Below are 10,578 nucleotides of genomic sequence, written 5' to 3'. Positions count from 1 at the left end.
ACGGATAAGGTGTTCCACGGACGGCTCCCTTGTTTGAGATCTCAACGAACTCATTCTGGCACATCCGATGCCGTCGGGCGCCGTCCACCCCATCATGCCGTGATAGTGATGCAGTGCGCCGGCGGTGCAGAACCGAACGCTCATCATCCCGTTCTGGGTAACGGGGCTATCCCGATCGGTGGTAGATCACACTAATCCTGATCCGCCGTGCCCTTCGGCAGAGGTAACGGCATGGATCCTAGGGTACTCCGCGACGTCGCTTCGCGACTGCTACGCCCTAGGATGACGAAGGACGAGCGCTTCAGCGAACCTCCCTACCAATCGCTGAGCTTGGTGTCGGGGCCGTATTCCTGGCCCTCGATGTCCTTCACCACGGCCTGGCCGCAGCGCATGGTCTTGGCTTCCTGGTCATAGGCATAGGTCGGCGAGCCGAACAGGTGCCAGCCCTTGTTCAACGCCGCCGTCACCTTGTGGCAGAAGCTGGAATCGTCCGGACCGGACAGAAAACGGTAGAGTTTCATTCTTCAATCCTGTCGTCAGTTACGTTAGTCATGCGCGAACAGCGGCGGCCTTCGCCAGCAGTTTTTCGGCCTGCGCCAGATGCAGTCGCTCGACCATCTTGCCGTTCAGCGCAACTACCGCCCTACCGGTATTTTCGGCGAGCGCGAAGGCATCCTTGACCGCGCGCGCCTCGGCCATTGCTTCGGGCGACGGTGCAAAGGCGCGGTTCGCGGCTTCGATCTGAGCCGGATGGATCAGCGACTTGCCGTCAAAACCCATGGCGGCCGCTTCCGTGCACTCGCGCGCAAACCCGTCCATATCGCGAAAATCATTGAAGACGCCATCGAGCAGGTCGAGGCCGCCGGCACGCGCCGCGAGCACCATTTGCATCAGCCATGGAACGAGATAGCGCCGGTCGGGCGTGGCGAGAATTCCGGTGTCCTTGACCAGGTCATTCGTTCCGGCAGCGAAACAAGCCAGTCGAGAGGCCGGATCGCGGCCGAGCTCGGCAATCGGCCCAATGTTGAGCAGCGCCTTGGGCGTCTCGATCATCGCCCATAGCTTGACTTCGTCGGCGATAAAATTGTCGTCGAGCACGTCGCCGGCCTCGAGAATGTCGCGCGGCGTGTCGACCTTGGGCAGCAGGATGGCGTCGGGCGTGCATTTTGCCGCGGCCAGCAGGTCGGCGCCGCCCCATTCGCTCGACAGCGCATTGATGCGCACCACCATCTCGCAGCGCCGGTTGGAACGGCCGGCGAAAATCGCCGCCAGTTTTTCGCGCGCGGAAGACTTGTCGGCCGGGGCGACGGCGTCCTCGAGATCGATGACGACGGTATCGCAGGCCAGCGATTGGATCTTGGCCAGCGCCTTGTCGTTCGAAGCCGGGACGTAAAGCACCGAGCGGCGCGGGCGGTAGCTTTCGGTGGTCATCTCCGATCTATGCCGTCTGCAGCCGGCCGAGGCAAGCCGTGCATAAAAACTGCACGCAATTTCGGAAAATCTCCTCGTCTCCGCCCCGCTTGCCACCCGACCGGATGCGACAAGGGCGGCATGCAAGAGCAAACGAACTCCCGTTGGTCCCTGCCGTACCGGCTTCGCCGCGAAAGCTGGTGGCTCGTCGATCCGCCCCGGACTTCGGTAAACCTCCTCCCTTTCGTCCGGAAATCCCCGCCCACCGGCCGCATCAAAGCCGCCGAGAAAGCCCGATCATGATAGTATTCCTCCCGGCGGCGCCGAGCTATTGCAACCGCTTCGGCGTTGCCGTCCTGCTCGTCGCGCTGGCCGATTTTTTCTTCTATGGCCAACCGGCGGGCATCACGCTTTTCCTGTTCGGCGTTGCGATTGCCGCGGCGAGCATGGCTCTCCATCCTCTCGGCTCCTTCAACGATGGCAAATTCTGGTTCAAGCCGGTTGCGCTGCTCATGGCGCTGCTGCCGCTTGTGGAAAATGTCAGCGCACTGTCCGTCTCGATCGCGCTGGCGGGGCTGGCCATCTTCGCGCTTTCACTGGCCGGACGGTTGCGGCGCGGCCTTGCCCGTATTGCCGGCCAACTCTCGCTGTTCCTGGTTGCAACGCCATTTCGGCTCGTTCTTGATTTCTTCCGCTGGCGCACGGCGGCGCGGCGGCTTGGCCGGCGGCGCGTGCGCCTTGCGGCGATCGCCGTCTGGGTCATGCCGCTGGGCCTCGGCGCAGTGTTCCTCGCGCTGTTCGGCGCCGCCAATCCGGTCATCGAATACTGGTTTTCGCTGATTGATCTCTTCGCCCTGCTCAACCTCATGCAGTTGCCGCGTCTTGCCTTCTGGCTGTTCGCGCTCGCCGGCGTATGGGCCTTTCTGCGGCCGCGCCTGCCGCGGCTTCTCCGGCATATTCCCCGGTTGGGAACGCCTGCCAGCACACCGACGAGGCCAGCCATAAGTCCCACGATCGAAGATATCGTCTTCGGCAAGGCCGCTGTCCTCCGCGCGCTCGTCGTCTTCAACATCCTGTTCGCGGTGCAGAGCGCACTCGACGCCACCTATCTGTGGGGCGGCATCGCGCTTCCCGACGGGCTGACCTATGCCGCCTACGCGCATCGCGGCGCCTATCCGCTGATCGTCACGGCGCTGCTGGCCGCCGGCTTCGTGCTGGCGGCGCTGCGGCCGGGAAGCGCGACCTCCGGCGATCCGCTCATCCGCCGGCTGGTTTATGCCTGGGTGGCGCAGAACATCCTCCTGGTGATCTCGTCGATCCTGCGGCTCGATCTCTATATCGGTATCTATGCGCTGACCTATTGGCGTGTCGCTGCGTTCGTCTGGATGGGGCTGGTGGCGGCGGGCCTTGTCCTGATCATGGCCCGCATCGCGCGCGAAAAGTCCAACGAATGGCTGCTTGCCGCCAATCTTCTGACGCTATCGGCGACGCTCTATGCTTGCTCGTTCATCAACTTTGCCGCGCTGATCGCCAACTACAATGTCGACCATTGCTTCGAAATGACCGGCCAAGGCACCCAGCTCGACGTCTGGTACTTGCGCTCGCTCGGGCCCGGCGCCTTGCCGGCGCTCGATCGCTTCGTCCAGCACCAGAGCAGGACGGTTTCCGCGGAGGATGCCTCCATCCGCGAACTCGCCGGCTGGTATGCACAGGACGAAGCACGCTTCCGCGCCGGCCAGGAGAACTGGCGGGGCTGGAGCTTTCGTGACTGGCGGCTCAACCGCGCCCTCGACAGGCGTGGCCCGTTCGTGGTTCCTCCGATGTCCGAACCCTTCATGCCGGGCCGCTGATTTGATGCCGCACCACATACTGGTCGCCGACGACGACCCGCACATTCGCGAAATCATCTGCTTCGCGCTGGAAAAGGCCGGCATGAAAACGCTGGCGGTGCAGGACGGCGCGGCTGCCTTGCAGGCGATAGAGCGCCATGCGCCCGATCTCGTCGTGCTCGACATCGGCATGCCGGAAATGGACGGGCTGGAAGTGTGCCGGCGGCTGCGCCACACATCCGACCTGCCGGTGCTGTTCCTGTCCGCGCGGGATGAAGAGATCGACCGCGTGCTCGGGCTGGAGATGGGCGGCGATGATTATGTCACCAAGCCGTTCAGCCCGCGCGAGCTGGTCGCCCGCGTCAACGTCATTCTGCGTCGCGCTCGGCCCACGCCGGAACCAGCCGACGACCGGCAATTCTCGCATGGCAGACTGTTGCTGGTTCCGGCAAGCCATACAGCCAGCTTCGACGGCAAGCCGCTGGCGCTGACGTCGATCGAATTCGCGATCCTGAAAGGCTTTTTGGCGCGGCCGGCGCATGTGCTTGGCCGCGACATGGTGATGGCCAACGCCTATGCGGCCAATATCCATGTCGCAGACCGCACCGTCGACAGCCACATCCGCAATATCCGCGCCAAGCTGGCGGCCGTCGGCTGCGTCGATGCGATCGAGACCGTGCACGGCGTCGGTTTTCGGCTGGGCGGATGCGGCGCGTGAGCGCCCAAGAACTGATTGGCAGCAAATGGCGGCCTCGCCTCGCCACGGTCGTCATCGCCATCCTGATCATGGTGATGGCACTGCCGCTGGCCGGCCTGTTTTTCTTCCGGCTCTACGAGAATCAGCTGATCCGGCAAACCGAGGCCGAGCTGATCGCCCAAGGCGCCGCCCTTGGCGCGATCTATGCGCAAGAGGTTCGCGAGGCCGGCATTGCCCCGGAAAAGCTAGGCGCACCCGTGCCTTCACCCAACACCAGCGATCGGGCCTCTCCCTACCAGCCGATCGAACCGGGCCTCGATCTTGCGTCCGACGGGATCCTGCCGACCCGGCCCGCGGCCACCGCGGCCAGCGCCGATCCCGCCTTCGCTTCAATCGGCGCACGCCTGTCGGGCATTCTTGCCGAGACGCAGAAGACCACGCTCGCCGGCTTCCGGCTGCTCGATCCCAGAGGCGTGGTCATCGCCGGCCGTGAGGAGGCCGGCCTGTCGCTCGCCGCTGTCGACGAGGTTCGCGCAGCGCTTGCCGGCCGCTACGCCAGCGCGCTCAGGCTGCGGGTTCCCGACCAGCCGTCGCCGCCGCTCTATTCGGTCAGCCGCGGCACCAAGGTTCGCGTCTTTGTCGCCATGCCGGTTGCGGTCTCCGGCAAGGTCGCCGGCGTCGTCTATCTGTCGCGGACGCCGAACAACATCGTCAAGCATCTCTATGGCGAGCGCGGCAAGGTGGCGCTGGCGGCAATCGCCATCCTCGGCGGCGCGTTGCTGATCGGGCTGGTCTTCCTGCGCGCCGTCAGCCGTCCGATCTATGCGCTGATGGAACGCACGAAACGCATCGCCGCCGGCGACCGCGCGGCGATCAGGCCGCTCGATCACCACGGCACGCGCGAAATGGGTGAACTCTCTGCTGCTTTCCTCGACATGGCCGAAAAGCTGCACGCACGCTCCGACGGCATCCAGACCTTTGCCACCCACGTCTCGCACGAGCTCAAATCGCCGCTGACGGCGATCCAGGGGGCCGCCGAACTGCTGCGCGATTCGGGCAGCGCGATGGACGAGGCCGAGCGGCGGCGTTTTTCGGACAATATCGTCACCGATGCCGGCCGGCTCAACCTTCTGGTGCGCCGCCTGCTCGACCTGGCGCGCGCCGAAAATCTCGAACCGAGCGGCGAAAACACGTCGCTCACTGCTGCACTGGCGCTGCTGCCGGCCGACCACAGGCTGGCGCTGCGCCTCGAGGCGGGCGCCCAGATCGGTCTGCGCATATCGGCCGAAAACGCGGCGATCGTGCTGGCCAATCTCATCGACAATTCGGCGCGGCACGGCGCAACGTTGGTTTCGATCACGGCCGCAAGCGCGGACGGCAAGGCCACCATTGTGGTGGACGACGACGGCGCCGGCATTTCGCCCAGCAACCGAGGCCGCATCTTCGAGCCGTTCTTCACCACGCGCCGCGATTCCGGCGGCACCGGCATGGGCCTCGGCATCGTGCTGGCCCTCCTGAAAGCGCATGATGGCACGATCCGGCTGGTTGACTCGGCGAGCGGCACGCGCTTCGAGATCATCCTGCCGGCGGCGTGACTCGGCGATTCAGACCGGAAGGGCGAAAAGGTGCATTACGACATCGTCATCATCGGCGGAGCCATCGTCGGCTCGTCGGTTGCCTATTACCTGCGCAAGGAAGGGTTTTCGGGCTCGATCGCGCTTGTCGAGCGCGACCCGCAATTTTCCCGCGCCGCGACCACGCTGTCCTGCGCCTCAATCCGCCAGCAGTTCTCGATCCCGGAAAACATCCGGCTGTCGCAATTCACGCTGAAACTGTTCCGGCGGCTCAGGGAAGAGTTTGGCGCGGACGCCGATATCGGCTTTCGCGAAGGCGGCTACCTCATCCTTGCCGGCGAGAACGGGCTGCCGATCCTGCGGGCCAACCACGAGGCGCAGATGGCCGAGGGCGCCGACATCGTGCTCGAGGATGCCGAGGCGGTCGTCCGCCGCTTTCCGTGGCTGTCGGTCGAGGGCATTTCCGCCGGCGCCTATGGCCGCAGCGGCGAAGGCTGGTTCGACGCGCATGCGATGCTGATGCTGTTCCGCAAGGCACTGCGAAGCAAGAACATTGATTTCATCACAGCGTCGGTGACCGGTATCGAGCGGCAGGGGAAGCGCGTCGCCGGTGTGACCCTCGACAATGGCGAGCGGCTCGAGGCCGGCACCGTCGTTAACGCCGCCGGGCCGAATGCCGGCAAGGTGGCAGCAATGGCCGGGCTGGCGCTGCCCGTGGAGCCGCGCAAGCGCAATGTCTTCGTCTTCGAGGCGCGCGAAAAATATGACGACATGCCGCTGCTGGTCGACCCGAGCGGCATCTATGTCCGGCCGGAGGGCTCGGTCCACATCACCGGCGGCGCCGAGCCGGAAGAGGGCGAAGGACCGGCCGACCCCGCCGACTTCGACCCCGACTGGCCGCTGTTCGAAGAGGTGATCTGGCCGGTGCTGGCGACCCGCATTCCGGCCTTCGAGGCGATCAAGCCGACGCGCGCCTGGGTCGGCCATTACGACTACAATACGCTCGACCAGAACGCGGTGATCGGCCCGCACCCGGAGGTCGGCAATTTCCTCTTCGCCAACGGGTTTTCCGGTCACGGCTTGCAGCAGGCTCCGGCGGTCGGCAAGGCGCTGGCCGAACTGATAGTACATGGCGGCTATCGCACGGTGGATTGCTCGGCGTTCGGGTACAGCCGGATTGCCGACGGGCGGCCGTTTCGGGAATTGAATGTAATTTAACGCTGGCGCGAAGGGATGCTACCGTTGCTTGGTGGATTAAGCCGCCGCCAAGCCGCCCGTACCAAGATACGCCTGAAGCCAGCCCAGCACCCGGGCCCAGCCTTCGGCATGCTTCGTTGCGGCAGCAGCGATGCCGGCGAAGCCGCCATGGCAGATGGTGACGCGTGTGCCGCCGGCGATCGGCTCCAGCAGCCAGGCGACTTTGGTTTCGCGGCGGCCAAGCGTCGGATGGTCCCAGTCGTATCTCCGCGTCTGCACGATCCGGCGCGGCTCTTCGATCTCCAGGAATTCGCCGCTGGCGGGCAGGTGTCTGCCGGCCGCCGTCTCGACGGTGACGCTCCAGCGGCCGCCGACGCGGAGGTCGGCCGCCCATCCGGTCATCCTGTAGGTCCTGGCGGACCCCCACCAGCGCTCGACCTCGCGTGTAACGAGGGCGTCAAAGATCCGCTCGGGAGGCGCGCGAACATCGGCGCTCGCCATGACGGTCTCGCCATTGGTCATGCTGTGCACCGCGGAACCGTGCATCACCTGTCCTCCAGAAACGTTTCGCTATCGAAACAACCTCAAGCCTTCGACGCCGGGCGCGACAGGCCTTTGCCGGTTTCGAGCAGGCTCTTCAGGCTGGACAGGATGAGCGGCCAGCCGTTCGCCACATGGCCAAGCAGCTTGTGCGGTCCATCGGCTTCGTGTGTGATGGCGAGCTTCATCATCTCGCCCTCTTGCTCGATGGCGAAGGTGCAGCGTGTGTAGCCGTCCGCCTTGACCTCGGGCATGAACTCGTTGCGCCATTTGAGCACGATGCGCTTGGGTGGATCGATCTCGAGGACCTCGCCGCTGTCGGTGACGCGGCCGTCGGTGTAAACAATCTTCCACGCCGAACCTTGTTTCCAGTCGCTTAGCATCTGAGCGCCGAGGAAATATTGCCGCTGGAACTCCGGCTCGGTCAGTGCTTGCCAGAGTTTTTCGGGCGAAGTGCGGATGTAGGTGACATAAACGAAAATGTTGCTCATCAGTCTTCCCTTTCGAGGCGTTTCTTCAAATCGCCGAGGGCGCCCAGTCGCCCCCGCTCGAATTTGCCGATCCAGCGTTCGGCGATCTCGTTGATGGGAACGGGATTCAGATAATGTTGCTTCTCGCGTCCCTTGCGGATGGTGGCGACGAGGTTCGCTTCTTCCAGGATCGCCAGATGCTTGGTCACCGCCTGGCGCGTCATGTCCATCTCACCGCACAGCGCGTTCAGCGTCTGCCCGTTCCTGGCATGAAGGCTGTCCAGCAATCGCCGGCGTGTCGGGTCGGCCAAGGCGCGAAAGACGGCATCCATGCTCATGACTCTAATATGCAACCATTTGGTTGCATGTCAAGAGGCAGAACCGTAGCCAAGAATGCGCGGGTTGAGGTCGCTGGGAGTGGATTTCAGCGCTTGCGGCCGAACCAGAATGCGTTGGGCATGCGCTCCATGCCGATACGCTCATAGAAGCCGACGGCGTCGGGTATGGAGATCAGGCTGATGGCAACGGAAGGTCCGAGTTGCCGGCGTGCCTCATCCATCAGGCCCTTGCCGATGCCCAGCCCTTGCGCCGATGCAGAAACAGCGAGCTCGGAGATATAGCAGACCCAGGAAAAGTCGGTGATGCCGCGAGCGACACCAACCAGCGGCTTGCCCGGTGCATCGATGCGCGCGGTGAGCACCAGGTCGGCACTCGTGAGCATCGCCTTCAAACGGGCATGATCATCGACGGGCCGTGTCTCGCCGAGGCCGGATTCCACCAGAACGCGGCGGAACTCGGCGATGCCGAGGCCCGGTTCGCTGGCGTAAAGGATCGTGGATCGCGTTGTCATGTCGACAAAAGTGCACCATGGGCTGGTGGTTTTGAAGCCGTTTTGTACCGATTTTGTGTTTCGATCGACGACGGAAGTCCAAAAACAGCCGCCTTTTATTTGCCCGCGGCATTGTGTAAACCGGGCGCCAGCAATTCCCCGCAACGAGAAGAAGACGGGCAAGAACCATGGAAAAATTCACCAAGCTCACCGGTGTCGCCGCGCCGATGCCGATTGTCAATGTCGACACCGACATGATCATCCCCAAGGATTATCTCAAGACGATCAAGCGCACCGGACTCGGCACCGGCCTGTTCGCCGAAATGCGTTACAAGGACGACGGCTCGGAAAACTCGGACTTCGTGCTCAACAAGCCGGCCTACCGCAAGGCGCAGATCCTGGTCGCCGGCGACAATTTCGGCTGCGGTTCGAGCCGGGAACATGCGCCGTGGGCGCTGCTCGATTTCGGCATCCGCTGCGTCATCTCGACTTCGTTCGCCGACATTTTCTACAACAACTGCTTCAAGAACGGCATCCTGCCGATCACCGTCAGCCCGGAAGACCTGGAGAAGCTGATGGACGATGCCTCGCGCGGTTCCAACGCGACGCTGTCGGTTGATCTCGAAGCCAAGGAAATTCGCGGGCCGGACGGCGGCGTGGTCAAGTTCGACCTCGACGAATTCAAGCGCCACTGCCTGCTCAACGGGCTCGACGATATCGGTCTGACCATGGAGAAGGCCGGCGCCATCGCTTCGTTCGAGAAGAAGAACGCTGCTGAGCGCCCCTGGGCCTGAGCGGTACGATGACCTGGCCGCGACAGGCCGGGTTCGTGGCGGCTGAACGGAGGGAACAGTCATGACACGTTCGCTTCTTGCCGGGGCCTGCGCGCTGGCGTGGATTCTGATGCCGGTGGCAGGCGCGCATGCACAGACCGACGTGGTGCTCGTGCCGGCTGACGATGCATCCGGCGGGGCCGCCGACCAGGGCGCGTTGAGCAATGCGGCCCTAGTCGACAATGACAAACAGGCGCCGATCCCGTTCGAGGGCGGCCAGCTGACCATCACTCAGGAGGAAGAGTACGGGGAACGGGTACTCGCTTTCGACGGCAAGGAACTGGCGCGCAATTACGACGTCTTCTTCGACAAGATCGTCGAGGTCGGCGGCGTCAAGGTGGCGCTGGTCGATGTCGGCGACGGCGGCAATCAATGCGGCCCAGCCAAGGTGATCGTTTGGAAGCCGGAAGGCGGCACGATCCAGACGGTCACGGTCGAGCAGGATGAATGCGGCGCGCCGCCGGCCGCGATCTCCGACAGCGCCGTCTATTTCGTGCCCTATCTGCTGCCGGGTGATTCCAAGCCGGCGCTGCAATGGTCGCCGACGGCCGGACTGACGACGTCCGGCAATCTGACCTACATGCCGGAGCCGGGCACCGACTGGAAGGACGTCGATCCGTCGAAATACGACAACATCATCGACGCCTTCCACAACGAGGCCGTCTACAAGCAAGCTGAGACGCTGCTTGGCAAGGACATGCCCGACATGGCGACCAGCCTGCTGGTCGGCGGCGGCACGGAAAAAACCGCGTCGGGCGCCTTTTTTGCCAGCGGCTGCGTGCCGCATGATTGCGGCGGCAATGACGGCTTCATGGCGGTCGACCCGGTCAACCAGAAGCTCTATTTCGCGCGCCGCGGCGACAAGCCCGAGCCGGACGCGTGGCCAGCGGTGAGTACATGGCCGGCCGACGTGAGGGAAGCGCTGGACAAGGCGCTAGGGTCGGCGAATTAGGTTTTTTGCGCGGCGCGGCGACTACCCTGCTTTCGTCATCCTCGGGCCTGCTTTCGTCATCCTCGGGCTTGACCCGAGGATCCATGCCGTAACATCGGCCGAAGTGTGCAGCGAAACAGAATTCTGAACCGTTGTGTCGCTCGGATGTCACGGCATGATGGGGTGGACGGCGCCCGACGGCATCGGATGTGCCAGAATGAGTTCGTTGAGATCTCAAACAAGGGAGCCGTCCGTGGAACACCTTATC

Annotated in this window: 12 protein-coding genes; 6 read left to right on the top strand and 6 right to left on the bottom strand. The window is 63.9% G+C overall.

Annotation, left to right across the window (positions count from 1 at the left end):
- Window positions 1–314: 314 nt before the first annotated feature.
- Window positions 315–521 carry a DUF1737 domain-containing protein gene (locus tag NKH49_RS33905; protein ID WP_352470863.1) on the bottom strand — a complete coding sequence of 69 codons (207 nt, stop codon included), beginning with the start codon at window positions 519–521 and terminating at the stop codon, window positions 315–317.
- A gap of 28 nt (window positions 522–549) precedes the next feature.
- The gene (locus tag NKH49_RS33900; protein WP_352618933.1) at window positions 550–1,431 is read right to left on the bottom strand and encodes an HpcH/HpaI aldolase/citrate lyase family protein; all 882 of its coding nucleotides are present in this window, start codon (window positions 1,429–1,431) and stop codon (window positions 550–552) included.
- Window positions 1,432–1,709: 278 nt separating this feature from the next.
- On the opposite strand from NKH49_RS33900, the gene NKH49_RS33895 reads away from it, so the two are divergent.
- From NKH49_RS33895 to NKH49_RS33880, 4 genes are read left to right on the top strand one after another with little or no spacing between them, the layout of a single operon-like run.
- A complete protein-coding gene (locus NKH49_RS33895) occupies window positions 1,710–3,260 on the top strand; it encodes a DUF4153 domain-containing protein (RefSeq protein WP_352618935.1) in 1,551 nt (516 codons plus the stop codon).
- 4 nt (window positions 3,261–3,264) lie between these two features.
- Window positions 3,265–3,957, top strand: a complete 693-nt coding sequence (locus tag NKH49_RS33890; protein ID WP_352500815.1) for a response regulator transcription factor — start codon at window positions 3,265–3,267, stop codon at window positions 3,955–3,957.
- Window positions 3,945–5,531, top strand: a complete 1,587-nt coding sequence (locus tag NKH49_RS33885; protein WP_352618937.1) for an ATP-binding protein — start codon at window positions 3,945–3,947, stop codon at window positions 5,529–5,531. The genes NKH49_RS33890 and NKH49_RS33885 overlap by 13 nt, the downstream gene beginning before the upstream one ends.
- A gap of 30 nt (window positions 5,532–5,561) precedes the next feature.
- Window positions 5,562–6,728: an NAD(P)/FAD-dependent oxidoreductase gene (locus NKH49_RS33880; RefSeq protein ID WP_352618938.1), complete on the top strand. Its 1,167-nt coding sequence runs from the start codon at window positions 5,562–5,564 to the stop codon at window positions 6,726–6,728.
- A gap of 36 nt (window positions 6,729–6,764) precedes the next feature.
- On the opposite strand, the gene NKH49_RS33875 is transcribed toward NKH49_RS33880, so the two are convergent.
- The 4 genes from NKH49_RS33875 to NKH49_RS33860 all read right to left on the bottom strand — a co-directional run bounded on the left by NKH49_RS33875 (window position 6,765) and on the right by NKH49_RS33860 (window position 8,567).
- Window positions 6,765–7,253: an SRPBCC family protein gene (locus NKH49_RS33875; RefSeq protein ID WP_352618940.1), complete on the bottom strand. Its 489-nt coding sequence runs from the start codon at window positions 7,251–7,253 to the stop codon at window positions 6,765–6,767.
- A gap of 38 nt (window positions 7,254–7,291) precedes the next feature.
- The gene (locus NKH49_RS33870) at window positions 7,292–7,738 is read right to left on the bottom strand and encodes an SRPBCC domain-containing protein (protein WP_352618941.1); all 447 of its coding nucleotides are present in this window, start codon (window positions 7,736–7,738) and stop codon (window positions 7,292–7,294) included.
- Complete coding sequence (locus NKH49_RS33865) at window positions 7,738–8,049, bottom strand: ArsR/SmtB family transcription factor (RefSeq protein WP_352450226.1); 312 nt, start codon at window positions 8,047–8,049, stop codon at window positions 7,738–7,740. The genes NKH49_RS33870 and NKH49_RS33865 overlap by 1 nt, the downstream gene beginning before the upstream one ends.
- Window positions 8,050–8,141: 92 nt before the next feature.
- A complete protein-coding gene (locus tag NKH49_RS33860) occupies window positions 8,142–8,567 on the bottom strand; it encodes a GNAT family N-acetyltransferase (RefSeq protein ID WP_352450225.1) in 426 nt (141 codons plus the stop codon).
- Window positions 8,568–8,734: 167 nt separating this feature from the next.
- On the opposite strand from NKH49_RS33860, the gene leuD reads away from it, so the two are divergent.
- Both leuD and NKH49_RS33850 read left to right on the top strand, forming a co-directional pair.
- On the top strand, window positions 8,735–9,340 hold the full coding sequence (gene leuD / locus NKH49_RS33855) for a 3-isopropylmalate dehydratase small subunit (RefSeq protein ID WP_352618943.1): 606 nt from the start codon (window positions 8,735–8,737) through the stop codon (window positions 9,338–9,340).
- Window positions 9,341–9,401: 61 nt separating this feature from the next.
- A complete protein-coding gene (locus NKH49_RS33850) occupies window positions 9,402–10,331 on the top strand; it encodes an Ivy family c-type lysozyme inhibitor (protein ID WP_352618945.1) in 930 nt (309 codons plus the stop codon).
- The last annotated feature ends 247 nt before the right edge of the window (window positions 10,332–10,578 follow it).

Origin of the sequence: Mesorhizobium sp. M1088 (genome assembly GCF_040318575.1) — a bacterium.
In the GTDB taxonomy this organism is placed as follows: Bacteria; Pseudomonadota; Alphaproteobacteria; order Rhizobiales; family Rhizobiaceae; genus Mesorhizobium.
Note: the sequence above shows the minus strand (reverse complement) of the source record. Positions and strands in the feature narration are given on the sequence as shown.

What these genes read in the sequence shown, in the direction of transcription:
- NKH49_RS33850 (WP_352618945.1), top strand. Translation starts at nt 9,402, where the DNA reads ATGACACGTTCGCTTCTTGCCGGGGCCTGCGCGCTGGCGTGGATTCTG.
- NKH49_RS33890 (WP_352500815.1), top strand. Translation starts at nt 3,265, where the DNA reads ATGCCGCACCACATACTGGTCGCCGACGACGACCCGCACATTCGCGAA.
- NKH49_RS33885 (WP_352618937.1), top strand. Translation starts at nt 3,945, where the DNA reads ATGCGGCGCGTGAGCGCCCAAGAACTGATTGGCAGCAAATGGCGGCCT.
- NKH49_RS33900 (WP_352618933.1), bottom strand. Translation starts at nt 1,431, where the DNA reads ATGACCACCGAAAGCTACCGCCCGCGCCGCTCGGTGCTTTACGTCCCG.
- NKH49_RS33895 (WP_352618935.1), top strand. Translation starts at nt 1,710, where the DNA reads ATGATAGTATTCCTCCCGGCGGCGCCGAGCTATTGCAACCGCTTCGGC.
- leuD (WP_352618943.1), top strand. Translation starts at nt 8,735, where the DNA reads ATGGAAAAATTCACCAAGCTCACCGGTGTCGCCGCGCCGATGCCGATT.
- NKH49_RS33875 (WP_352618940.1), bottom strand. Translation starts at nt 7,253, where the DNA reads ATGCACGGTTCCGCGGTGCACAGCATGACCAATGGCGAGACCGTCATG.
- NKH49_RS33905 (WP_352470863.1), bottom strand. Translation starts at nt 521, where the DNA reads ATGAAACTCTACCGTTTTCTGTCCGGTCCGGACGATTCCAGCTTCTGC.
- NKH49_RS33865 (WP_352450226.1), bottom strand. Translation starts at nt 8,049, where the DNA reads ATGGATGCCGTCTTTCGCGCCTTGGCCGACCCGACACGCCGGCGATTG.
- NKH49_RS33860 (WP_352450225.1), bottom strand. Translation starts at nt 8,567, where the DNA reads ATGACAACGCGATCCACGATCCTTTACGCCAGCGAACCGGGCCTCGGC.
- NKH49_RS33870 (WP_352618941.1), bottom strand. Translation starts at nt 7,738, where the DNA reads ATGAGCAACATTTTCGTTTATGTCACCTACATCCGCACTTCGCCCGAA.